The following is a 23,828-nucleotide window of genomic DNA, read 5'->3' as shown; positions in this document are numbered from 1 at the left end:
GTTTTTACCCCCCGATCCCTAACCTTCCATCCGTGAATCACTCGGCAGGCGCGATGCCTGCACACATGTCATGGACGGGATCTATTTCCTCGTATTGCTGGCTTTTGGTGCGCTGACGGGCGCGCTGCTGGCCCTGTGCGCCGCGCTCGGCGCCAACCTTCCTGCGGGGCGCGGTCAAGTCGACGACACCCCGGCGGCGAAGCATTCCGCTAGCGACAGGGGGCTCTGATGAACTGGACCGACCTGCTTAGCGGCGGCCTGGCCGTCGCCATCTTCATCTACCTGCTTGTTGCGCTGTTCCGGCCGGAGAAATTCTGATGGCTACCTCTCCCTACGCAGAGTTCTTCGGACTCCTCGCCCTGTTCCTTCTGATCCTGTTCGTGGTCGGCCCCTTCCTGGGCCGCTACATGCGGCGCGCCATCGAGGAAGGTAACTACGCCCTGACATCCTGGGGCCGCCCGCTGGAGCGCGGCCTGTATCGTGTGGCCGGCGTGCGCGCCGATGCCGAAATGAACTGGAAGCAGTACGCCATCGCCGTGATCGTGTTCAATGTGATCGGTGTGGTGGCTGTCTATGCGATCCAGCGCCTGCAAGGCATGCTGCCGTTGAACCCGCAGGGGTTTGGCGCCGTGTCGCCGGATTCCTCGTTCAACACGGCGATCAGCTTCGTTGCCAACACCAACTGGCAGGGCTATGCCGGTGAGTCGACGATGAGCTATCTCACGCAGATGCTCGCGCTGACCGTGCAGAACTTTGTCTCGGCAGCCACGGGTATCGCCGTGGTGTTCGCGCTGATTCGCGGCTTTGCGCGCCACGGCGCCAAGACCATCGGCAACTTCTGGACCGATATCACGCGCACCACGCTGTACGTGCTGCTGCCGCTGTCCGTGGTGCTGGCCGTCGCGCTGGTGGGACAAGGCGTGATCCAGAACTTCGACAGCTACAAGGAAGTGAATCTCGTCACGGCTGTGGAATACACACAGCCCAAGGTGGATGCCGCAGGCCAGCCGGTGCTCGATGCCGAAGGCAAGCCCGTGACCGAGGCAGCCAGGACTGACAAGCAGACGCTGGCCATGGGGCCGGTTGCTTCGCAGGAAGCCATCAAGATGCTCGGCACCAATGGTGGCGGCTTCTTCAATGCCAACTCGGCGCATCCGTACGAGAACCCCACGCCGTTCGCGAACCTGTTGGAAATGCTCGCGATCTTCCTGATCCCCGCCGCGCTGTGCTTCACGTTCGGTGAAATGGTCAAGGACCGGCGCCAGGGCGTGGCGGTCATCGCGTCGATGACGGTGATCTTCGTGGTGATGGCTGCGGCGGCAATGTTCTCCGAGCAGCAGATCACCGCGGCGCTGTCTGGCCTGCCGATCGACCACGCCGCTTCGGCGCTGCAGGCCGGCGGCAACATGGAAGGCAAGGAAGTGCGCTTCGGCATCTCGGCCAGCGCGTTGTTTGCCGCGATCACCACGGCGGCTTCGTGCGGCGCGGTCAATGCGATGCATGACTCGTTCACGGCCATCGGCGGTCTCGTGCCGATGCTGTTGATGCAACTCGGTGAAGTGGTGTTCGGCGGCGTGGGTTCTGGTCTCTACGGCATGCTGGTCTACGCCGTGCTTGCGGTGTTTATCGCTGGCCTGATGATCGGTCGCACGCCCGAGTATCTGGGCAAGAAGATCGAGGCGTACGAGATGAAGATGACCGCCGTGGCGATTCTGGTCACGCCGCTGCTGGTGCTTGTGGGCACCGCCATCGCGGTGATGGTCGAGCCGGGACGCGCTGCGGTGTTCAACCCCGGCACACACGGCTTCTCGGAACTGCTCTACGCGCTGTCGTCGGCGGCCAACAACAACGGTAGTGCGTTCGCCGGTGTCTCGGTCAACACGCCGTTCTACAACGTGTTGCTGGCTGCGGCGATGTGGTTCGGCCGCTTCTGGATCATCGTGCCTGTGCTGGCGATGGCTGGTTCGTTGGCTGCCAAGCGTCGTACGCCGGTATCGGCTGGCACGATGCCCACGCACGGCCCGCTGTTCGTGACGCTGCTGGTGGGTTCGGTGCTGCTTGTTGGCGCGCTGACCTATGTGCCTGCGCTGGCCCTTGGCCCCGTCGCAGAGCAATTGCAGCCTGCCGCCGTGACGGCGGCTGCCAAGTAATCCGCGGAGAATTCGCATGCAACAACAATCCTCCGCGACGCGTGCCGCCAATACCGCACCGTCGCGCAACCCCGGCGCAGCCGCCACGCAGACACCCGCCCCGCAACATCCGCGCCCCCCGCGTGGCATGTTCTCGCCGGAGCTGGTGAAGCCGGCCATCGTCGATGCGCTGCGCAAGCTGTCGCCGCGTGCGCAACTGCGCAACCCGGTGATGTTCGTGGTCTACGCCGGCAGCATCCTGACGACGATCCTGTTCCTGCGCGCCTGGCTGGCGCCGGAGCAGGGCGCGGCGGGTGGCGAATCGGCTGGCTTCATTCTGGCCGTGTCCGTCTGGCTCTGGTTCACGGTGCTGTTCGCCAACTTTGCCGAAGCCCTGGCGGAAGGCCGCAGCAAGCAGCAGGCCGCTGCGCTGCGTGGCCTGAAGACCACCACCATGGCGCGCGTAGTGCGCACGGGCCGCAGCGATGCGCGTGCCGCGGGTGCCACCGAACCGCGTGCGGCTACCGAGCTGCGCCGCGGGGACATCGTGCTCGTGGAAGCGGGCGAGATGATCCCTGGTGACGGCGAGGTGATCGAAGGCGTGGCATCGGTCGATGAAAGCGCGATCACCGGCGAATCCGCGCCGGTGATCCGCGAGTCGGGCGGTGACTTCTCGTCGGTCACGGGCGGCACGCGCGTGCTGTCTGACTGGATCGTGGTGCGCATCACCACGAACCCCGGCGAGAGCTTCATCGACCGCATGATCAGCATGGTGGAAGGCGCCAAGCGCCAGAAGACGCCGAACGAACTTGCGTTGACCATCCTGCTGGTGGGCCTGACGCTGGTGCTGCTGCTGGCTACGGTCACGCTGCAACCGTACTCGCTCTATGCAGTACTCGTGACGCAGGCCGGCGTGCCGGTCTCGGTCACGGTGCTCGTGGCGCTGCTGGTGTGCCTGATCCCGACGACGATTGGTGGCTTGCTGTCGGCCATCGGCGTGGCGGGCATGAGCCGCATGATGGAAGCCAACGTGATCGCCACGTCGGGCCGCGCTGTGGAAGCCGCAGGCGACGTGGATGTGCTGCTGCTCGACAAGACGGGCACGATCACGTACGGCAATCGCCAGGCTTCGCGCTTCATCGCCGCGCCCGGCGTGACCGAGCGCCAACTGGCGGAAGCCGCCTGGCTGTCGTCGCTGGCCGATGAAACGCCGGAAGGTCGCAGCATCGTCACGCTCGCCCGTCAGCGTCCGGGCACCGCATCGCCGGAACTGACCACGCGCGGCATGGGTGCGCCCGTGTTCGTACCGTTCACCGCGCAGACGCGCATGAGTGGTGTGGATGTGACGAGCGGCAACATCGTGCGCAGTGTGCGCAAGGGGTCGGCCGATGCGCTGCGCCGCTACGTGACGGAGCGCGCCGGCAAGTTCCCGGATGCCGTGATGCAGGCCGTGGACGACGTGGCCCGCGCTGGCAGCACGCCGCTCGTGGTGTGCGAGTCGGTATCGGAAGGCACCGAAGATACCGTGCGCGTGCTGGGCGTGGTGGAACTCAAGGACATCGTCAAGACCGGTATCCGCGAGCGCTTTGGCGAACTGCGCAAGATGGGCATTCGCACAGTGATGATTACTGGCGACAACCGCCTGACGGCTGCGTCGATTGCGGCCGAGGCTGGTGTCGATGACTTCCTCGCGGAAGCCACGCCCGAAGCCAAGCTCGCGCTGATTCGCGAATACCAGGGGCAGGGTCGTCTGGTGGCGATGACCGGCGACGGCACCAACGATGCACCGGCACTGGCGCAAGCCGACGTGGCCGTGGCGATGAACAGCGGCACGCAGGCCGCGCGCGAGGCCGGCAACATGGTCGACCTCGACAGCAATCCGACCAAGCTGATCGAGATCGTGGAGATCGGCAAGCAGATGCTCATGACGCGCGGCTCGCTGACCACGTTCAGCGTGGCCAACGATATCGCCAAGTACTTCGCGATCATTCCGGCCGCATTTGCCACCACGTATCCGCAATTGAATCTGCTGAACGTAATGCATCTGTCCACGCCGGCGTCGGCCATCATGTCGGCCGTGATCTTCAACGCGCTGATCATCGTCGCGCTGATTCCGCTGGCACTGCGCGGTGTCACGTATCGCCCGCTTGGCGCGGCGGTGCTGCTGCGTCGCAACCTGCTGATCTACGGGCTGGGCGGCATCCTGGTGCCGTTTGCCGGGATCAAGGTGATCGACATGCTGCTGACTGCGGTTGGCTGGATCTGAAATTCGGAGCATCACAATGTCTGCAAAATCCACACTCGCCATGCAAGAACCCGCCCCCCAGCAGGGCATGCTGCGGCCCGCGCTGACCGTGTTCGTCGCGCTGTCGATCATCACCGGGCTGCTGTATCCGGGGCTGGTCGCTGGCATCGCACGCACCGTGTTCCCGCACGAGGCCGCCGGCTCGCTGATCGTCAAGGATGGCAAGACGGTCGGTTCCGAACTGATCGGCCAGCCGTTCTCCGACCCGAAGTACTTCTGGGGCCGCCTGTCGGCCACGGCGCCGATGCCCTACAACGGTGCGGCATCGGTGGGGTCCAACCTGGGCCCGACCAATCCGGCACTGACCGATGCGGCAAAGGCACGCATCGACGCACTGCGTGAAGCCGATCCGGGCAACAACGCCCCGGTTCCGGTGGATCTGGCCACCGCCTCCGGCAGCGGCCTCGATCCGCATATCAGCGTGGCGGCGGCTCAGTATCAGGCCGCGCGTGTCGCACGTTTGCGTGGCTTGCCGACGCTGAAGGTGGAAGCGCTGATCGCGGCGAATACGGAAGGGCCGGGGCTGGGCGTGCTGGGCGAGCCGGGGGTGAATGTGCTGAAGTTGAATCTGGCGCTGGATGCGGTGAAGTAAGCGCGTCTTCTCCCTGCTTGTTGCGCTGCTCTCCCGCCTTTTATTCTTTCTCCCCTCTCCCGCTTGCGGGAGAGGGGCGGGGGAGAGGGCCAGCAGTTCAAATTGCGGCACGTCGGCAAGCAGAGCCTCTTGCCCTCTCCCCCAACCCCTCTCCCGCTTTGCGGGAGAGGGGAGAAAAAAAAGGATGCGGGAGAGGGGAGCAAACCATCGCGACATCAAAACTCACCCCATGGCACAATCCCCCGCACGATGACCACCCCTCAACGTCCTGATCCCGACGCGCTGCTGCAACGCATGCAGGCGGAGGACGTGCGTGCTGCGCGTGGCAAGTTGCGTGTGTATTTCGGTGCGTCCGCTGGCGTCGGCAAGACGTTTGCGATGCTCGCTGCGGCGCGGGCATTGCGCGAGCAGGGTGTGGATGTGGTGATCGGCGTGGTGGAAACGCATGGCCGTGCCGAGACCGAGGCGCTGGTCGAAGGTCTCGAACATCTGCCGCTGCGCGATGTCCCCTACCGCGACCGTGTGCTGCACGAGTTCGATCTCGATGGCGCGCTGGCGCGTCGTCCCGCGCTGGTGCTGGTGGACGAACTCGCGCATTCCAACGCGGCCGGCAGCCGACATCCCAAGCGCTGGCAGGACATCGAGGAATTGCAGGCCGCAGGCATCGATGTGTGGACCACGGTCAACGTGCAGCACCTCGACAGCCTGAACCAGGCCGTGGGCGGCATCACGGGCGTGCGTGTCTGGGAGACCGTACCCGATACCGTGTTCGATGGCGCCGATGAAGTGGTGCTCGTCGATCTGCCTGCCGACGAACTGCTGCGTCGTCTGCGCGAAGGCAAGGTCTATCTGCCCGAGCAGGCGCGCCACGCGGCGCGTAACTTCTTCCGCAAGGGCAACCTGATCGCGTTGCGCGAACTGGCGTTGCGCCGCACGGCGGATCGTGTGGACGATGATGTCCGCGCGTATCGCGATGCCAAACAAATTTCCCCGGTGTGGCGCACGCGCGAAGCCGTGCTCGCCTGCATCGGGCTGGGCGATGATGCCGAACAGGTTGTGCGCAGCGCGCATCGCCTCGCGAGTCAGCTCGATTGCGACTGGCATGTGGTGACCATCGCCGCATCGCACCTGCTGCCGCCCGTGGACACGCTGCGCCTGCGTCTGCGCGTGGCGATGCAACTGGCCGAATCGCTCGGCGCCCGCACGGAGACACTCGCGGGCCATGACATGGTCGAGGCCGTGGTGGGCTATATCCGGCGTCACAATCTGACCAAGGTACTGGTTGGCCGCGCACGCACCGAATGGCGTGCCGAAGGCGGCGTGCTCGATCGTGCGCGCATCTGGCTGGCGCGTGCCTTGTCGCCGCTGCTTGGCGCCGGCAATCGATTGATCGGCAAGCAGTCGTTTGCCGATGCGCTGGCGGCAGGCTGCCCCGAAATCGATGTGGTGCGCGTAGCCGCAGACACCACGCGCGAAACCGTGCGCACGGAAACGCGGCCTGACACGCGTCATGAGGAAGACGCCGAGCCCTCGCGCCTGCGCAGCCGCGACTATGGCTGGGCGGTGGTGTGGTGTGCGGCGGCCACCGGCGTCTCGATGCTCGCGCGGCCGTGGTTCGACCAGGTCAACATCGCGATGCTGTTCCTGGTGGCCGTGGTCGTGGTGGCCCTGCGCCACGGGCGCGGACCGGCGGCGCTGGCGTCGGTGCTGTCCGTGGCATCGTTCGATTTCTTCTTCGTTGCCCCGCGCATGTCGTTCGCGGTCAGCGATGTGCAATACCTGCTGACGTTTTTCGTGCTGCTGGCGGTGGGTCTGGTCATCGGCCAGTTGACTGCGGGCCTGCGCGAACAGGCGTACGTAGCCGTGCGTCGCGAGACCGATGCGCGCACGCTGTACGAGCTGGCGCGCGAATTGTCTGCGGCATTGACGCCCGAGCAGATCGTCGAGATTGGTGGCCGCTTCCTGCGTGCCGCGTTCGATGCGCATGCGACGTTCTTCCTTGTGAACGAGAAAGCCCGGCTCGAACCGATCTCGTCGCCCCTGTCGCCTTCGTCGGAAGACCATGGCGGCGCGCGCTCGCCCAAGGGCGAAGCCATCGACACCGTCCTGGCGCAATGGGTGTTCGATCACGGCGAGCCTGCTGGCACTGGCACGCATACGCTGCCCGGCAGCACCGTGCTGTACCTTCCATTGAAAGCGCCGATGCAGACGCGTGGCGTGCTGGCCGTGGAGCCCCGCGCATGGCATGCGCTGGCGGAGCCTGCACTGCGCAGGCAGGCGGATGTCTTTGCCACGCTGATCGCGATTGCCATCGAGCGGCTGCACTATGTGGATGTGGCGCAGCGTGCGTTGCTCTCGATCGAATCGGAACGGCTGCGCAGTTCGCTGCTGGCGGCGGTCTCGCACGATCTGCGTACGCCGCTCACGGGCCTGCTCGGCATGGCGGAGACGCTGCAGCGCGCCGACCCGCCGCTGGCGCATGACGTGGCCGAAACCGTCGATGCCATCCACGCGCAGGCGCAGCGCATGCGCACGATGGTGGTGAACCTGCTCGACATGGCGCGCTTGCAGCAGCATGACGTGGCGCTGCAACGGGGCTGGCAATCGCTCGAAGAACTGGTGGGCGCGTCGCTCGTGTCGATGCGCGAGACGCTGCGCGATCATCGCGTGGAAGTATCGGATCTGTCCGTGCTGCCGCTGGTCGAGTGCGATGGCGTGCTGATGGAGCGCGTGCTGAGCAACCTGTTCGAGAATGCGGCCAAGTACACGCCGCCGGGTACGGTGATTCGCGTCTATGGCGATATCGTCGCGAGCCCGACTGGCGACACCGGTAGCGACGAAGTCCGCCTGATCGTCGAGGACGATGGTCCTGGCGTGCCGGTAGGACAGGAGCGCCGCATCTTCGAGAAATTCACGCGTGGAGAGCGCGAGTCCGCCACGGCAGGTGTCGGGCTGGGCCTGGCTGTTTGCGAGGCCATCGTGCAGGCGCATGGTGGCCGCATCTGGGTCGAGCCTGCCCGGCCCGGCGCGCGATTCATCGTGGCACTGCCGCGCGGCAATCCTCCCGTGATCGAGCCCGAACTGCTCGACGAGTCCATTCACTTTCCGCACTGAGATGCCCTTTGATTTCTCGCCGACCGTTCTGCTGGTCGAGGACGAACCCCACATCCGCCGCTTCGTGCGCGAATCCCTGCAGGCCGAGGGCTGCACCGTGCATGAGGCCGATACGCTCAAGCGCGGCCTGATCGACGCCGGCACGCGTCAGCCCGATATCGTGGTGCTGGACCTGGGCCTGCCCGATGGCGATGGCATGACGCTGATCCGCGAGATGCGTACGTGGACGGAAGTGCCCGTGCTGGTGCTCTCCGCACGCACCGGAGAAGAGGACAAGATCGCCGCGCTCGATGCCGGCGCCGATGACTACCTGACCAAGCCCTTCGGCGTGGGCGAACTCGTGGCGCGGGTGCGCGTGCTGCTGCGCCGCCATGCCAAGGCGAACCCGCAAGGCACGCCGCAGATATCGTTTGGCGATGTGCGCGTGGATCTGGCCAATCGGCTGGTGATGCGCGGCGAGGCGGCGGTGCACCTGACGCCGATCGAATACCGGCTGTTGGCCGTGCTGATCGCCCATCGCGGCAAGGTCATGACGCACCGCGAACTGCTTCGCGAAGTCTGGGGACCGTCGCACTCGGAAAGCAGCCACTACCTGCGCGTGTACATGGGCCACCTGCGCCACAAGCTGGAAGCTGATCCTGCCCAGCCCGTGCACTTGCTGACCGAAGTTGGCGTGGGATATCGGTTCGCAGGTTGATATTCGATGAAAGAATGTTGTTGGCTAATATAAGCAAAGCAATATTCTTCATCCGAATAAAGCAGCCCTTTCGCCGGCATCCTACACTGGAACGAGCCTGACACTTTTCTCGCCATCCGCAGGATTCCGGAGCCACTGTCATGCCCTTCCCATCGATCCGCCTGGCCGGCTTGATCCTCGCCACGGCGCTTGGGCTGCCCGCCCTTGCCGCCACCGAAACCCCCGCTCCCGCACAAGCCCAGACCCGCGATGCCGTGGCCGCCTATGAGGCCGGCCATTTCGACATGGCGTTGAAGGGTTTTGCCGAGGCCGCGCAGAAGGGCAACCGGCTGGCGCAGTTCAACTACGCGATGATGCTGCTGCGCGGCGAGGGCACCCCGGCCAAGCCGCAGGAGGCGCTGGTCTGGCTGCGCCGCGCCGCCGACAACCAGATGACACATGCCCAGTTCACACTGGGCGATCTCCACGAGCGCGGCGGGCTGGTGCCGAAATCGCTGGAAGAGGCCAACCGCTGGTATGAACGTGCCGCCAAGGGCGGGCATACGCAGGCCCAGATGGCGCTGGCGACGAACTACTTCACCGGACGTGGCGTGCCGCTCGACTACGGCCAGGCGTTTGCCTGGTACACGAAAGCGGCCAAGGGCGGTGACGGCAGCGCGCAGTACATCGTGGCCAGCTACTACGAGCGCGGCTATCCAGGAATTGTCGAGCGCGACATGGAGCAGGCCAAGATCTGGTACGCCCGCGCGGCGGCCCACGGCGATCCGGGCGCGCTGGCCAAGCTGCGCTCGCTGCTGGAGGAAAGCGTGCGCGCGAAATCCCAGATGTAAGTCGGAGTAGGCGAGGCATGCAGGGTACAACTCTTGCTTGCCTGACGCGGATGCAGTTTCGATTGATCGATGCTTGAGCAGGCAACCCCGGGGGAGGTCGCAAGTGGCCACGCATGTCGCGCTGAACCATGTCACACACTATCGCTATGACCGGCCGGTGCAGCTTTCGCCGCAGGTCGTGCGCCTGCGTCCCGCACCGCATTGCCGGACGCCTATCCTGTCGTACTCGCTGCGCATCGAACCGGTGCAGCATTTCGTCAACTGGCAGCAGGACCCGTTCTCGAACTACCTCGCGCGGCTGGTCTTTCCCGAGAAGACCACGGAGTTCCGCGTCACGGTGGATCTCGTCGCCGAGATGTCGGTCTTCAACCCGTTCGATTTCTTCCTGGAACCGTCTGCCGAAAAATTCCCGTTCGACTACGCCCCCGATATGGCGCACGACCTCGCGCCCTATCTGGTCAAGGATGCGCTGACGCCGCGCTTCAAGGCGTTCGTCGATAGCATCGACCGCACGCCGCTGGCCACGCTGGATTTTCTGGTGGCGCTGAACCAGCGGTTGCAGCAGGACATCCGCTACCTGATCCGCATGGAGCCGGGCGTGCAATCGCCCGAGACCACGCTGGAGAATGGCTCGGGTTCTTGCCGCGATAGCGGCTGGCTGCTGGTGCAGACCCTGCGGCATCTGGGGCTGGCGGCGCGCTTCGTCTCGGGCTATCTGCTGCAACTGGCGCCCGATGTAAAAGCCGTGGATGGGCCGAGCGGTACCGAGAAAGATTTCACCGACCTGCACGCGTGGTGCGAGGTCTACCTGCCGGGCGCGGGATGGATCGGACTCGACCCGACTTCGGGCCTGCTGGCTGGCGAAGGTCACATCCCGCTGGCCTGCACGCCGGAGCCGGGCAGTGCGGCGCCGGTCAGCGGTGCGGTAGATGAGTGCGAGGTAGAGTTCGAGCACCTGATGTCGATCACGCGCATCTATGAATCGCCGCGCGTGACCCGGCCCTATACCGAGGCGCAATGGACCGCCATCGACGCGGCAGGCCTGTCCGTGGATCGCCAGCTTCAGGCCCTGGACGTGCGGTTGACGATGGGCGGCGAACCGACGTTCGTATCGGCCCGCGACCGCGATGGGGCCGAATGGAATACCGACGCGCTAGGGCCTACCAAACGCGGGCTGGCGACGGAACTGGTCCACAAGCTGCGTGCCAGATATGGCGAAGGCGGCTTCCTGCACTTCGGGCAGGGCAAGTGGTATCCGGGCGAGCAGTTGCCGCGCTGGGCGCTGTCGATCTGCTGGCGCGCCGATGGGCTGCCGTGCTGGCAAGACTCGTCACTGTTCGCCGATGAACGCGCGCCCGAGGCGCATACCTCGGCAGACGCCGAACGCTTCCTGCAGACGCTGACGCGCCGGCTTGGTCTCGACACCGATACCATCGCGCCCGCCTACGAGGATGTCTGGTACTACTTGTGGCGCGAGCGCAAGCTGCCGGTCAATGTCGATCCGCTCGAAGCGCGCCTCGACGACGAGATGGAGCGCGCGCGGCTGCGGCGCGTGTTCGATGCGGGGCTGTCGGCCGTCACCGGCTACGTGCTGCCGCTGGCGCGTGAAGAGGAGGGCGATGGCTGGCTCACTAGCCGCTGGTTCCTGCGCGACGAACACATGTACCTGCTGCCCGGCGATTCGCCGATGGGCTACCGCCTGCCGCTGGATTCGCTGCCGTGGGTCAGCAAGGCCGACTATCCGCACCAGTTCGACCAGGACCCGTTCGCGCCGCGCGCACCGTTGCCGGCAGCACCGCCGTTGCGGCGCCAGTTGCAAGGCGCTGCGGCAAGCGCCAACAGTCAGCCCGCGTTGGCTACGCGCCGGGCCCAAGCACGCGGTGAGTCGGGTGACGGCTATGGCAAGGCATCCACGTCGATGCCAGCGCGCGGTCAATCGGCCAGCGATGTGGTGCGCACCGCGCTCTGCGTGGAGGTACGGCATCCGGGCCGTGCCGCAGGGCCCGCCGCCGAACTGAAATCCCCCAACGACAAACGCGGCATTCTCTACGTCTTCATGCCGCCGCTGACCGCGCTCGACGATTACCTTGCGCTTGTGGCCGAGGTGGAAGCCACGGCGGCCGAGACCGGCATGAAGGTCGTGCTCGAAGGCTATCCGCCGCCGCGCGATCCGCGCCTGAAGCTGTTGCAGGTGACGCCCGATCCCGGCGTCATCGAAGTCAACATCCACCCGGCCGCGAACTGGGCCGAACTGGTGGATCACACCGAGTACCTGTATCAGGCCGCGCACGAGACGCACCTCTCCACCGAGAAGTTCATGCTCGACGGGCGGCACACCGGCACGGGCGGTGGCAACCACTTCGTGATGGGCGGCGCCACGCCAGCGGACAGCCCGTTCCTGCGCCGCCCCGATGTGCTCGCCAGCCTGATCGCGTACTGGCACAACCATCCGTCGCTGTCGTACCTGTTCTCGGGCCTGTTCATCGGACCTACCAGCCAGGCGCCGCGCGTGGACGAGGCGCGCAACGATCAGGTCTACGAACTCGGCATTGCGTTCGATGAACTGCGTCGACAACTCGATCTCTGCGAAGTCACTGGCGGCGGACACGTACCGCCCTGGCTGATCGACCGCATCCTGCGCAACCTGTTGATCGACGTGACAGGCAACACGCACCGCGCGGAGTTCTGCATCGACAAACTGTATTCGCCCGATGGACCCACGGGCCGGCTCGGCCTGCTGGAACTGCGCGCGTTCGAAATGCCGCCGCACGCCCGCATGAGCCTGGTGCAGCAACTGCTGCTGCGCGCGCTGATGGTGCGTTTCTGGCGCACGCCTTACACAGCCAAGCTCACGCGCTGGGGCACGGCGCTGCATGATCGCTTCATGCTGAGCACGTTCGTGCAGATCGATTTCGACGACGTGCTGGCCGAGATGCGCGCCGCCGGGTTTGTCTTCGAGTCGGCCTGGTTCGCGCCGCACTTCGAATTCCGCTTCCCGCGCGTGGGGGAGGTGGATGTGGCGGGCCTGTCGCTGTCCCTGCGCAACGCGCTGGAACCGTGGCACGTCATGGGCGAGGAGGGCGGCGCAGGCGGCACGGTGCGCTACGTGGATTCATCCGTCGAGCGGATCGAGGTGCGCGTGCTGGGCATGAACGACAACCGCCACGTCGTCACCGTGAACGGGCAGACCGTGCCACTGCAGCCCACGGGACGTGCCGGCGAGTTCGTGGCCGGGGTGCGCTACCGCGCGTGGGCACCGCCGTCGGCGCTGCATCCCACCATCCCGTCGCATGCGCCGCTGACGTTCGACATAGTGGATACGTGGATGGATCGCAGCCTTGGCGGGTGCCAGTATCATGTTTCGCACCCCGGCGGCCGTAATTACGAGACGTTCCCGGTCAACGCATACGAGGCGGAAAGCCGGCGCCTGGCGCGGTTCTTTTCGATCGGGCACACGCCGGGACGTTCCGTGGCGCCGCCGGCGCGGCGCAGCCTGGAGTTTCCGTTCACGCTCGACCTGCGCGATGTGGTGCCGTGATGACCGCCACTCGCCATTGATCCCTTCATCGTTTTGCAGGAGAACCCCCAGCCGTGCCCTCGCAGCCGTCGCTACTCTCCGATGGACCTGACGGACCTGCCGCACTGGCGGGCCAGTCGGCGCCGCCCGTGCCCGACGGCCATCGCGACGAACTGCGCCTGCCAGACGGCACGTTGCGCGAACCCTGGGTCCGCTTCTTCTCTGAACTCGACGACCTGCGTCCCGATGCGCTGAACGCGCACGCGGCGGCGGTGGCGCGCCAGATCCGCGACAACGGCGTGACGTACAACGTCTATGCCGATCAGGGTGGCGGCACGCGCGCGTGGCAACTCGAACTCTTTCCGTTTCTGGTGTCGGAGTCGGATTGGGCGGCCATCGAAGCGGGCGTGACGCAGCGCGCCACGCTGGCCAACGCGATCATGGCCGATATCTATGGCGAGCAGACGCTGCTCAAGCAGGGGCTGCTGCCACCGGGGCTGGTGTACGGGCATCCGGGCTATATGCGTCCCCTCAAGGGCTATCGGCCACCGAACGAGAGCTTCCTGCAGACCATTGCTGTCGATCTCGTGCACACGGACGATGGCTGGACGGTGATCGCGCATCGCACGGAAACACCATCGGGCATGGGCTACGCGCTGGAGAACCGGCTGATCATCTCGGGCCAGTTCGCCGATGCGTTCCGCGAGATGCGCGTGCGGCGCCTGCCGCCAGCATTCGCGCAATTGATCTCGACATTGGCGCAGGCCGCGCCGGCCGGCACTGCGGACGGCGGCACGGCCCCGGGCACGGGGCGGCAGATCGTGCTGCTCTCGCCGGGACCATTCAACGAGACGTACTTCGAACACACGTTCCTGGCGCGCTACCTCGGCATTACGCTGGTCGAGGGCAAGGACCTGACTGTGCGCAACGATGTGGTCTACCTGAAGACGTTCGGCGGGCTGGAGCGCGTGGACGTGATCCTGCGCCGCCTCGACGATGTGTTCTGCGATCCGCTGGAATTGCGCGTCGATTCCACCATCGGCGTGCCGGGTTTGCTCGAAGCGATGCGTGCAGGAAACGTGGTGGTGTCGAATGTTCCCGGCTCGGGCTTTCTGGAGTCGCCGGCCATTCACGGCTTCATGCCCGGTATCGCGCAGGCGCTGCTGGGCGAGCAATTGGTGTTGCCATCGGTCATGAGCTGGTGGTGCGGCGAGGCCGCCGCGCAGGAAGAAGCCATGCGGCTGCTGGGCGAGGCATTCGTGATGCCCACCTATCCGCGCGTGCCTGGCGATGCGCCGCTCGGGCTGGAGCAGGGCCTGCAGAAACTCGGCGCATGGCGTGCGCGCATCGCAGCCACGCCTGATCGCTACACATTGCAGGCGCCGTTGCCGCTCTCGCACACCCCCTGCTGGGTGCCGAGTGCAGATGGCGGCGGCCGGATCGCCTCGCGTGCGGCCATGCTTCGCGTATTCGCGGTGGCCGATGGCAAGGGCGGATGGCAGGTGATGCCGGGCGGCTTCATGCGATTGGCGAAGCCGGGCATGGAAGCGGTGTCGATGCAACTGGGCGGCACCAGTGCCGACACCTGGGTGCTGTCGAGCCAACCCGCGCAAGGCTTGATGCCACTGCCGCAATCTGCACGCGCCGCGCGCGCGGGGACACCACCGCTGCCCGCACTGCAAGCGGCCACGCGTCCGCTCGCGGTGTCGAGCCGTGCGGCGGAGAATTTGTTCTGGGCCGGCCGTTACGCCGAGCGCGCGGAGAACGTGGTGCGCGTGTGTCGCCAGATCCTCGGCTCGATCGAATCGAATGACGAGACCGATGACGGCACGCTGAACATGATCGGCCAGCTTGCACAGTGGTTCGGACTGGTGCCGCCGCAGACACCATCGCCGCAGGCATCGTTGCGGGTGTTCGAACGCAGCCTGGTGTCGGCGCTGGCCGATGTGAGTGCGATATCGGGACTCATGAACACGTTGGCCGCGCACGCACGTGCCGCCAACGAGATCCGCAACCGGCTCTCCAACGACCACTGGCGCACGATCCTCGCGGCACGTAACGACTTCCAGGATGCGATGGCCGGTGCGCGGTGTGCCGCAGGCACAGCCGGTCACGCCGATGGCGCGTACGACCGCCTGCGCGTGCTGGGCGCGCTGGAACACCTGTCGATGCAGTTGGGCGCCATCAGCGGCGCGCAGGGCGATCGCATGACGCGCGACGAGGCGTGGCGACTCGTCTTCGTCGGCCGACACATAGAACGGCTCGGCACGCTCGCGCTGTTTCTGGAAGTGGCGGAAGGCAGCGGTGCGCTGGAGTCGCGCAGCGGGTTCGATCTGCTGCTGCATTTGTTCGACAGCACGCTGACCTATCGCGCGTTGTTTCCGGGACGCACCGACGTGGCGGCACTTGTCGATCTGGTGGTGCTGGAGCCGACCAACCCGCGCGGCCTCTATGGCGTGCTGGACCGCCTGCGCGAGAAGCTCGCGCAACTGCCGACCGGTGCCACGGGGCAGAGCCGCGTGCCGCTGGCCGAATTGCTGCCGCCACTCGACGCATTGCCATCGCGCTCGCTGCTCTGCCAGAGCGAAGCAGGCCGATATCCCAAGCTCGCCGCACTGTGCGATCAACTTGGCGCACGCATGGCAAAGCTGTCCGATGAAATCGGCGGGCGCTATTTCAGTCACGCGGGCGTGGCGCCGGAGACGGACCTGCCATGAGCGATGCCCAGAACACTGCGGCGGCGCCGCAGACCGTGCCGCCGGATGCGCCGACCACGCTCGATGTGCACCACGTCACGCGGTATCAGTACGCGTGGCCCGTGGAACACGCCCAGCAACGTGCCGTGGTCACGCCGCCGCCGTACGCGTGGCAGCAGGTGGGCGATCACGCCACGGTTATCGAACCGGCGCCTCTGCACCAGCACGTGCGCACCGATGCGTTCGGCAACAATGTGCTGCACTTCATGCTCGACGCGCCGCACGAATCGATGCAACTGACTTCGCGCAGTACGGTGACGCTTGTACCGCGCTGGCGGGATTTCGATCCCGAGGCCGGACGCAAGTGGGAAGACGCGGCGCAGCAACTGCGCTACCGCGCGGGGCAGCCTTTCCATGCGGAATCGGAATTCGTCTACGCGTCGCCAAACGTGTCGCTGCACGCGGACTTGCGCGCCTACGCGCTGCGCAGCTTCCGGCCCGGCGTCCCGGTGGCGGCGGGCGCCATCGACCTGATGCATCGCATCCACGCGGATTTCGACTATCACGCCGAAACCACCGAAGTGCATACCCCTGCGCTGGAAGCCTTCGCGCAACGCAGCGGCGTGTGCCAGGACTTTGCCCAGGTGATGATCGGCTGCCTGCGTTCGATCGGACTCGCCGCAAGATATGTCAGCGGTTATCTCTGCACCGATCCACCACCGGGCGAGCCGCGCCTGCTCGGTGCCGATGCCTCGCACGCATGGGCCGGCGTCTGGTGCCCGGTCACGGGCTGGATCGATCTCGACCCCACCAACGACATGCTGGCCGATACGCGCCACGTCACGCTTGCCATCGCACGCGACTACAGCGACGTGCCGCTGCTGCACGGCGTGATCGTCGGTGGCGGCGAGCATACGGTGGAGGTGGAGGTCAGTGTGGTGCCGATGGTGCCGATGGTGCCGGTGGCGCAGACTCCGTCGTGACAGTCTCATCCATCTAGTTCCGCGCGCATCCATTCCCCGGCAACGCGCCCTTTGGAATGATGGCCTCAGCCCCGGCGCACTGCGTCCGGGGTTCGTTGGAAGCCGCGGCTTCCGTTCGGGTCAACCTTCTGGAGCGAAACATGACGGGGATCGAGTACTTTCGTGTAAATAGCGATGAGGCCGATGCGTCGGTCACTGGTACCAACAGCGTGGGTGTTGGACCGCGCGCCGTGGTGGAGGGCAACAACAGCGTGGCCATTGGCCTGGATGCCAGCGCATTCGGACCCGGCGATGCCGTGTCCGTCGGCTACCTCGCCAGCAGCCTCAGTTCGGGAACGGTGGCGATCGGTTCCAGCGCCAAGGCGCCGGGCCAGAACGGCATCGCCATCGGCTGGGCGGCCGAATGCGGCGGCCTCGACAGTACCGCGCTGGGCAGCAATGCTGCGAGCGCTGCCGAGAAGAGTACGGCGCTGGGTTGCGCCGCCGTGGTGACGGTGACAAACGGTGTGGCGCTCGGCGCAGGTTCCGTATGCGACCGCGACGCTTCGGTGTCCATCGGCACGGCAGAGCAGCCTCGCCAACTCATCAACGTGGCAGATGCCAGCGCACCGGGTGACGCGGTCAACTTTGCGATGTACCTCGCCATGCGCGCGGAACTGGCCAAGCTGCAGGCCAGGGTGGCGGCTCTGGAAAAACGCTGATCCATCCGCGCCAGTTGCCGCCGGAGGATTAGCGAGAGTCATCGGAGCGGTTGCTCCCCTCTCACGCTTGCGGGAGAGGGGAGCAAGCCGGGCGTTTCCAAACGCCATCCGCGCCGATGTTATCGACCCGCCTCCAGCGCGGCGATCCTTGCCCGCAGGCCTTCCAGTTCCCCAGTCACGGCACGCAGCTGGGCCAGATTGACGGCGTCGTTCAGTGCGGTGGCGTCCGCGACATTGACCAATTGCCGACGCGCGTCGGGACTGCCCACCGATACCGAGTTAGTGCGGTCGCATGTGGATCCGGCGCCAAGGGCAACGCCATTCGCCGCAGTCACCGCGGCAGCGCGACCCACCGCCGTGCCGTTGTCGGCAGTGGCACTGGACTCGTGGCCGAACACGGCGGAGCCCGCGTTTCCGGCTTGCGTGCGAGCGCCAATCGCGACACCGCCTTGCGCGGTAGCGCGGGCCTGCAGGCCTAGCGCCACCGTTTCTGCGGCCGATGCACTGGCATTGAAGCCAGCCGCCAATGCGGCCTGACCTCCGCCATTGGTCTGCGCGTTAAACCCGATCGCCACATCGCCAGAGCTTGCGGCATACGCCCGCACGCCGAACGCCTGGGCATAGTCGGCGGTACTGACCGAACTGCTGCCCACTGCAATCGAGCCCAGTCCGCCGAGGGCGCGGGCTGCATAGCCGATGCCGAGGCTGCCCGGGCCGGCAGCGCCAGACGCAGGGCCAATGGCCACGGCATCATCACCGCTCGCTACGCCATCGGACTTGGTGCTCTTCACGCGGAAGTAGCGGATGCCGGCCGTGCTGTTCTCCAGCGCAATCACACGTTGGTTGGTCGCGTAGAGCTGTCGGCCGTTGACGGCATCGGTGCTGGCCTCGGCAATTTCGCCGTCACCCAGGTTCACGATGGGCCGTTTGCGCGCGCTGTTGCCCACGGACACCACATCGTCACGGTCGGCTGAGCTTTCGGCGCCCAGTGCCACACTGCGCGCCCCAATCGCTGCACTCAGGTAACCCAGTGCCAGCGCACTCTCGGCGCTGGCCTTGCTGTCCGCGCCGAACGCTTGTGCCGCGTGCGCCGACGCCGCCGAGTGCCCGCCGATGGCCAGTGCTCGTGTGCCGGTGGCCTGCACCACGCCGCCAATGGCCAGCGAGTTGTGCTCGCCGGTGGCGCGCGACAGGATGCCGAACGCCATGTTCTCCGTGCCGGTGGCCACGGCAGCCGGACCCACCGCCACCGTGTCGCCGCCTGTCGCGGAGGCGTCCTCGCTCCACCCAGTGTTCACTCGAAAGAAACGAATACCCTGCTGGTCTGCCATGGCAATGCTCCTAAAGTCGTCGAGTTCAAGAGAAGCCATCGGCATGCGGCACCTGGCACGGCATCACCGACGGCCAGGTCATCCTTCCAGACAACGAAGCGGCAAACCATGGATTGAGGGGGTGACGATGGGGTGGGGAAACCCCATGCGCCAATCCATTCCCTGTGCGGATCGTGGCACTGGAAACTGCTCGATGAGGCGCCTTATCCGCTAGCCGTTCTTTTCTCCCCTCTCCCGCGTGCGGGAGAGGGGAGAAACAAAAACGGCCACGCTCGCGCGTGGCCGTTTGCACTACCAAAACCGAAAAAACTCAGCCCAGCTTCTTCTTCAGCAGGTCGTTGACCTGGGCCGGGTTGGCCTTGCCCTTGGTGGCCTTCATGGCCTGGCCCACCAGTGCGTTGAACGCCTTTTCCTTGCCGGCGCGGAATTCCTCGACCGACTTGGCGTTGGCGGCCAGCACGTCGTCGATGATCTTTTCCAGCTCGCCGGTGTCGGACATCTGCTTCAGGCCCTTCGCGGCGATGATCGCGTCGGCGTCGCCGCCCGACTCACCCGCCCACATCGCCGGGAACACATCCTTCTTGGCCGTGTTGTTCGATACGGTGCCGTCGGTGATGCGCGTAAGAAGCTTCGCCAGTTGGGCGGGGCGCACCGGCGCTTCGTCGATGCCGATGCCGTCGCGATTCAGTTGCGATGCCACGTCACCCATCAGCCAGTTGGCGGCGGGCTTGGCGCTGGCAGCGCCCACTTCCGTCACCACGGCCTCGAAATACGCGGCGAGCGATTTGGTCGCGGTCAGCGTGCTGGCGTCATAGGCCGACAGTCCGTATTGCGACACAAAGCGCGCCTGCATCGCAGCCGGCAGCTCCGGGAGTTCGCTGCGCACACGCTCGATCCACGCGGCGTCGATTTCCAGCGGCATCAGGTCCGGGTCCGGGAAGTAGCGGTAGTCGTGCGCGTCTTCCTTGGTGCGCATCGCGCGGGTCTCGCCGGTGTCCGGGTTGAACAGCACCGTGGCCTGGACGATATCGCGGCCGTCCTCGATCTCGGCGATCTGCCACTGCACTTCGTAGTCGATGGCCTGCTGCAGGAAGCGGAACGAGTTCAGGTTCTTGATCTCGCGGCGCGTGCCGAACTCCTTCTGGCCCACCGGGCGCACGGACACGTTGGCATCGCAACGGAAGCTGCCTTCCTGCATGTTGCCGTCGCAGATGCCGAGCCAGACCACCAGCGAGTGCAGCGCCTTGGCATAAGCCACGGCCTCTGCCGAGCTGCGCATTTCCGGCTCGGTGACGATCTCCAGCAGCGGCGTGCCGGCGCGGTTCAGGTCGATGCCGGTCATGCCCGCGAAGTCTTCGTGCAGGGATTTGCCCGCGTCTTCCTCAAGGTGGGCGCGCGTCAGGTTGACGGTCTTCTCGTAGACGCCCTGCTTGCCTTCCACCTGGATCGTGATCTGGCCGCCCTGCACCACGGGGATCTCGTACTGGCTGATCTGGTAACCCTTGGGCAGATCAGGATAGAAGTAGTTCTTGCGCGCGAAGATGCTGCGCGGCGCGATCTTCGCATCGATCGACAGGCCGAACTGGATGGCGCGCTCGACGGCACCACGGTTCAGCACGGGCAGCACGCCGGGCAGCGCCAGATCCACGGGCGAAGCCTGCGTGTTGGGCTCGGCGCCGAACGCGGTGGAGGTACCGGAGAAAATCTTGGAAGCCGTGGAGAGCTGCGTGTGCGTCTCCAGGCCGATCACCACTTCCCATTGCATGGCGTATTCCTTGTCTTTCTGAATCTGTATCTGTATCTGAAGATGGGTTCGTCGAATCCAATACCCCGGTGTCAGGGGTCGGGACTCGCGAGCCAGGAGTCGAGTTGGGCCAGCGCGGCCACGCGGGCCACGGCATCGCCGCCCACGGTCACGCCGCTGCCGTGCCGTGCGGCGATATCGCGCCGCACATGAAGTTCACTGGTGCCGTCGAAGCCATGGTACGCGCCGGGATAGATCTCCAGCCGAAATCGCGCGCCGGGCTGGCGGGACTGCACCGCGTTCTGCAGCATCGCGCAGCGCGTGGCGGGCGTCCAGTCGTCGGCGCCGCCAATCATCAGCAGCAACGGCGTACGCAACCGGAAATCATGTTGCTGCACCGCGCGCCGGCAGCCGGGATAGAACGCCACCGCGCGCTCTACGTTGGGCGTGGCGGCTGGCCACGGGCGGCTGGCGTCGATCGTCGCCAGCACGGCCTGCGCACCGTTGGACCAGCCCAGCAGCACGATGCGCCGCGCGTCGATGGTCGGTTGCTTCGATACCCAGCGCAGTGCCGCCAGCGCATCGGCGCGCCGCGTGCGGTCGTCGATCGAGCGGGCATCGAGGGCTTCGGTGCAGATGCCCTGCGCCTTGCCGCGCGGGCTGAAGCTGTCGGGCATCAACACCGCATAGCCGCGCTCGGTGAGCCACTGCGCATACTCGCGATAGCGGCCCTGCAACGCGGCGGCAGGGTCGATCACTTCCTCGATCGTGCCAGCGCGCCTGGCTGCCACGCGCATGTCCACGAGACCGCCGCAGCCGTGCAAGGCCACCACCACCGGCAACGGCTGGCTGCGCGCGAGCGAGCCTTCACGCGGCGTGAACCAGTATGCAGTCAGGGCCGGCGTGCCCGGCTCGGCTGGAAGCCGGATGAGCGTGGCCGATGGTTCGTTCGCCGATGTGGTGACAGATGCTGTCGATCCATTGACCGGCGCCGTCAGCGGCACCACCGGCGTTGTCGGGGCCATCGACACCGCCGGCTGGGCCGGTGCCGTGGGCATCAGCGCCACGCCCATCGCGATTGCAGCCAGCACACCGCGCGCCCAGCGTCCCGCCCTGGTCGGAACCAGTGGCGAGGCAGGGGAGGCGGGAAGCGGCGGACGCGGCATGATCGTTGACGTTCAGCGCGTAGTCGCGCAGGCGCCGGTGCCCGGCTCGAACATCACGGGCCAGGCTTCCTCGTAAATGCCCGGCGAGCAGCGCGCCTGACAGCCCGCATGCGCCAGCGTCACGCGGCGCGGGTCCTGCCAGACCATCAGCTTGCACGCGCTGCCGTCGTTGGCGCGCAACTCGATATGCGGCGTCTTGCGGACCTGACGGAAATCGGCCAGGTTGAAGCTGCACGAACCGCGCTTGCCTACCCACAGCTTCCATTGCAATTGCTGCACGGTGTTGTCCGCCACACGCAGTTGTGCGTCCTCGCGGAAACCATCTTCCTCGGTGCGCTGGCAATTGCCGACGAGGTCGATGTCGCGTGCCGCGATGGGCGTGGAGCGGCCCATGAACGGAATCTGGCAGCCGGCCAGCGTGGCGGCCAGCAGCAGCGCGGCAAGCAGCCGGGCAGAGACCGGCAGCTTGTGAGAGAGGGCAGACAGGCGCGTCATTGCTTCGTCACTCCGGCGTTCAGGCCGGACGGCGCAGGTGCCAGTCGGTGGCCTGCTGGAACGCATGGGCCACCTGCAGCAGGCGTGCTTCGTCGAAGTAGTTGCCGATCAGTTGCAGGCCTACGGGCATGTTGCCGTCGCCAAAGCCGGCCGGCACGCTCATGCCGGGCAGGCCGGCCAGGCTGGTGGACAGCGTGAAGATATCGGCCAGGTACATCTGCACGGGATCGGCGGTCTTCTCGCCCAGCTTCCACGCCACGCTCGGCGCCACCGGACCCATGATCACGTCGCACTCGGCAAATGCGCGCTGGAAATCATCGGCGATGATGCGGCGGATCTTCTGCGCCTGCAGGTAATAGGCATCGTAATAGCCGTGCGACAGCACATACGTGCCCACCATGATGCGGCGCTTGACCTCGGTGCCGAAGCCTTCGGCGCGGCTCTTCTTGTACATGTCGAGCAGGTCGCGGTACTCGGCGGCACGATGGCCGTAGCGCACGCCGTCGAAGCGCGACAGGTTCGACGAAGCCTCGGCCGGCGCGATGATGTAGTACACCGGGATCGACAGTTCGGTCTTGGGCAGCGAGACGTCAACCAGCGTGGCGCCCAGCTTCTCGTACTCGGCCAGCGCGGCGCGCACGGTCCTTTCCACATCGGCGGAGAGACCCTTGCCGAAGTACTCGCGCGGCAGGCCGATGCGCAGGCCGGCCAGCGGCTGCGAGGCCGATGCGCCAGCACGCGGCTGACCCAGCAGGCGCGTGAAGTCTTCGTCCACACCGCCCTGCGCGGGCGCGAGGCTCGTGGAATCCTTGGGATCGAAGCCAGCCATCGTATTGAGCAGCAGCGCGCAGTCTTCGGCCGAATGGGCCATCGGGCCGCCCTGGTCCAGCGACGACGCGAACGCGATCATGCCGTAGCGCGACACGCGGCCATACGTGGGCTTGATCCCCGTGATGCCCGAGAACGAAGCCGGCTGGCGGATCGAGCCCCCCGTGTCGGTGCCGGTGGCGGCAGGCGCCAGGCCAGCGGCCACGGCGGCAGCGGAGCCACCCGACGAACCGCCGGGCACGTACTCGGTGTTCCACGGGTTGCGCACCACGCCCTGGTACGAGTTCTCGTTGGAGGAGCCCATCGCGAACTCGTCCATATTGGTCTTGCCCAGCGTCACCATGCCGGCGGCGCCCAGGCGCTCCACCACGGTGGCGTCGAACGGGCTTTCGTAGCCGGCAAGCATCTTCGAGCCGGCGGTGGACTTCCAGCCGCGCGTCACAAAGACGTCCTTGTGGGCAATCGGCACGCCGGTCAGCGGCGCGGCCTGGCCGTTGGCGCGGCGCTCGTCGGCGGCGCGGGCCTGCGCCAGCGTCAGTTCGGAATTGACGTCGACAAAGGCGTTGAGGTGTTTGGCGGCGTCGATGCGCGCCAGGTAGTCGCGCGCGAGTTCCTCGGCGGAGACGGTGCGCGCGGCCAGTGCGTCGGCGATCTGGCGCAGGGAAGTCACGGAATCAGCGGAAAAGGTCATGTCGGGTCA

Annotated in this window: 17 protein-coding genes; 12 read left to right on the top strand and 5 right to left on the bottom strand. The window is 66.2% G+C overall.

All coding sequences use genetic code 11. From position 1 onward, the window contains the following. The first annotated feature begins 70 nt into the window (after positions 1-70). The 12 genes from FFS21_RS31905 to FFS21_RS04040 all read left to right on the top strand — a co-directional run bounded on the left by FFS21_RS31905 (position 71) and on the right by FFS21_RS04040 (position 17,564). The gene (locus tag FFS21_RS31905; protein WP_171020317.1) at positions 71-229 is read left to right on the top strand and encodes a hypothetical protein; all 159 of its coding nucleotides are present in this window, start codon (positions 71-73) and stop codon (positions 227-229) included. Continuing rightward, entirely contained in the window at positions 229-318 is a 90-nt protein-coding gene (kdpF, locus tag FFS21_RS04090; RefSeq protein WP_109582419.1) for a K(+)-transporting ATPase subunit F, read from the top strand. Before FFS21_RS31905 ends, kdpF begins: the two co-directional genes overlap by 1 nt. After that, positions 318-2,150 (top strand): potassium-transporting ATPase subunit KdpA, encoded by a 1,833-nt coding sequence (gene kdpA / locus FFS21_RS04085; RefSeq protein WP_137923663.1) that lies wholly within the window; start codon positions 318-320, stop codon positions 2,148-2,150. Before kdpF ends, kdpA begins: the two co-directional genes overlap by 1 nt. Before the next feature lie 16 nt (positions 2,151-2,166). Further along, on the top strand, positions 2,167-4,395 hold the full coding sequence (gene kdpB, locus FFS21_RS04080) for a potassium-transporting ATPase subunit KdpB (RefSeq protein WP_137923662.1): 2,229 nt from the start codon (positions 2,167-2,169) through the stop codon (positions 4,393-4,395). A 16-nt stretch (positions 4,396-4,411) separates the two neighbouring features. Continuing rightward, positions 4,412-5,026: a potassium-transporting ATPase subunit KdpC gene (gene kdpC, locus FFS21_RS04075; protein WP_249359101.1), complete on the top strand. Its 615-nt coding sequence runs from the start codon at positions 4,412-4,414 to the stop codon at positions 5,024-5,026. A 249-nt stretch (positions 5,027-5,275) separates the two neighbouring features. Continuing rightward, on the top strand, positions 5,276-8,140 hold the full coding sequence (locus FFS21_RS04070) for a DUF4118 domain-containing protein (RefSeq protein WP_137923661.1): 2,865 nt from the start codon (positions 5,276-5,278) through the stop codon (positions 8,138-8,140). Position 8,141: 1 nt separating this feature from the next. Continuing rightward, positions 8,142-8,837: a two-component system response regulator KdpE gene (kdpE, locus tag FFS21_RS04065; RefSeq protein WP_137923660.1), complete on the top strand. Its 696-nt coding sequence runs from the start codon at positions 8,142-8,144 to the stop codon at positions 8,835-8,837. A gap of 140 nt (positions 8,838-8,977) precedes the next feature. Then, complete coding sequence (locus tag FFS21_RS04060) at positions 8,978-9,667, top strand: tetratricopeptide repeat protein (RefSeq protein ID WP_137923659.1); 690 nt, start codon at positions 8,978-8,980, stop codon at positions 9,665-9,667. A gap of 103 nt (positions 9,668-9,770) precedes the next feature. Beyond that, positions 9,771-13,205: a transglutaminase family protein gene (locus FFS21_RS04055; RefSeq protein ID WP_137923658.1), complete on the top strand. Its 3,435-nt coding sequence runs from the start codon at positions 9,771-9,773 to the stop codon at positions 13,203-13,205. Positions 13,206-13,258: 53 nt separating this feature from the next. Further along, positions 13,259-15,901 carry a circularly permuted type 2 ATP-grasp protein gene (locus FFS21_RS04050; RefSeq protein ID WP_137923657.1) on the top strand — a complete coding sequence of 881 codons (2,643 nt, stop codon included), beginning with the start codon at positions 13,259-13,261 and terminating at the stop codon, positions 15,899-15,901. Then, positions 15,898-16,863 carry a transglutaminase family protein gene (locus tag FFS21_RS04045; protein WP_137923656.1) on the top strand — a complete coding sequence of 322 codons (966 nt, stop codon included), beginning with the start codon at positions 15,898-15,900 and terminating at the stop codon, positions 16,861-16,863. Before FFS21_RS04050 ends, FFS21_RS04045 begins: the two co-directional genes overlap by 4 nt. A gap of 140 nt (positions 16,864-17,003) precedes the next feature. After that, positions 17,004-17,564, top strand: a complete 561-nt coding sequence (locus FFS21_RS04040) for a hypothetical protein (RefSeq protein ID WP_160471128.1) — start codon at positions 17,004-17,006, stop codon at positions 17,562-17,564. A 119-nt stretch (positions 17,565-17,683) separates the two neighbouring features. On the opposite strand, the gene FFS21_RS32665 is transcribed toward FFS21_RS04040, so the two are convergent. The 5 genes from FFS21_RS32665 to gatA all read right to left on the bottom strand — a co-directional run bounded on the left by FFS21_RS32665 (position 17,684) and on the right by gatA (position 23,819). Then, positions 17,684-18,895 (bottom strand): hypothetical protein, encoded by a 1,212-nt coding sequence (locus FFS21_RS32665; protein ID WP_283205134.1) that lies wholly within the window; start codon positions 18,893-18,895, stop codon positions 17,684-17,686. A 310-nt stretch (positions 18,896-19,205) separates the two neighbouring features. After that, a complete protein-coding gene (gene gatB, locus FFS21_RS04030) occupies positions 19,206-20,660 on the bottom strand; it encodes an Asp-tRNA(Asn)/Glu-tRNA(Gln) amidotransferase subunit GatB (protein ID WP_137923653.1) in 1,455 nt (484 codons plus the stop codon). Between the two features lie 71 nt (positions 20,661-20,731). After that, positions 20,732-21,805 (bottom strand): dienelactone hydrolase family protein, encoded by a 1,074-nt coding sequence (locus FFS21_RS04025; RefSeq protein ID WP_137923652.1) that lies wholly within the window; start codon positions 21,803-21,805, stop codon positions 20,732-20,734. 12 nt (positions 21,806-21,817) lie between these two features. After that, complete coding sequence (locus FFS21_RS04020) at positions 21,818-22,300, bottom strand: hypothetical protein (protein WP_137923651.1); 483 nt, start codon at positions 22,298-22,300, stop codon at positions 21,818-21,820. Positions 22,301-22,319: 19 nt separating this feature from the next. Beyond that, complete coding sequence (gene gatA / locus FFS21_RS04015) at positions 22,320-23,819, bottom strand: Asp-tRNA(Asn)/Glu-tRNA(Gln) amidotransferase subunit GatA (protein WP_137923650.1); 1,500 nt, start codon at positions 23,817-23,819, stop codon at positions 22,320-22,322. Between the last annotated feature and the right edge of the window lie 9 nt (positions 23,820-23,828).

Origin of the sequence: Cupriavidus sp. 2SB (genome assembly GCF_005503625.1) — a bacterium.
Taxonomy (GTDB): Bacteria; Pseudomonadota; Gammaproteobacteria; order Burkholderiales; family Burkholderiaceae; genus Cupriavidus.
This window is presented reverse-complemented; position numbering and strand designations above follow the sequence as displayed.

Coding starts and splice junctions, on each gene's coding strand:
- FFS21_RS31905 (WP_171020317.1), top strand. CDS start 71: ATGGACGGGATCTATTTCCTCGTATTGCTGGCTTTTGGTGCGCTGACG.
- kdpC (WP_249359101.1), top strand. CDS start 4,412: ATGTCTGCAAAATCCACACTCGCCATGCAAGAACCCGCCCCCCAGCAG.
- FFS21_RS04020 (WP_137923651.1), bottom strand. CDS start 22,300: ATGACGCGCCTGTCTGCCCTCTCTCACAAGCTGCCGGTCTCTGCCCGG.
- gatA (WP_137923650.1), bottom strand. CDS start 23,819: ATGACCTTTTCCGCTGATTCCGTGACTTCCCTGCGCCAGATCGCCGAC.
- FFS21_RS04060 (WP_137923659.1), top strand. CDS start 8,978: ATGCCCTTCCCATCGATCCGCCTGGCCGGCTTGATCCTCGCCACGGCG.
- FFS21_RS04045 (WP_137923656.1), top strand. CDS start 15,898: ATGAGCGATGCCCAGAACACTGCGGCGGCGCCGCAGACCGTGCCGCCG.
- FFS21_RS32665 (WP_283205134.1), bottom strand. CDS start 18,895: ATGGCAGACCAGCAGGGTATTCGTTTCTTTCGAGTGAACACTGGGTGG.
- kdpA (WP_137923663.1), top strand. CDS start 318: ATGGCTACCTCTCCCTACGCAGAGTTCTTCGGACTCCTCGCCCTGTTC.
- kdpE (WP_137923660.1), top strand. CDS start 8,142: ATGCCCTTTGATTTCTCGCCGACCGTTCTGCTGGTCGAGGACGAACCC.
- gatB (WP_137923653.1), bottom strand. CDS start 20,660: ATGCAATGGGAAGTGGTGATCGGCCTGGAGACGCACACGCAGCTCTCC.
- kdpF (WP_109582419.1), top strand. CDS start 229: ATGAACTGGACCGACCTGCTTAGCGGCGGCCTGGCCGTCGCCATCTTC.
- FFS21_RS04040 (WP_160471128.1), top strand. CDS start 17,004: ATGACGGGGATCGAGTACTTTCGTGTAAATAGCGATGAGGCCGATGCG.
- FFS21_RS04025 (WP_137923652.1), bottom strand. CDS start 21,805: ATGCCGCGTCCGCCGCTTCCCGCCTCCCCTGCCTCGCCACTGGTTCCG.
- FFS21_RS04070 (WP_137923661.1), top strand. CDS start 5,276: ATGACCACCCCTCAACGTCCTGATCCCGACGCGCTGCTGCAACGCATG.
- kdpB (WP_137923662.1), top strand. CDS start 2,167: ATGCAACAACAATCCTCCGCGACGCGTGCCGCCAATACCGCACCGTCG.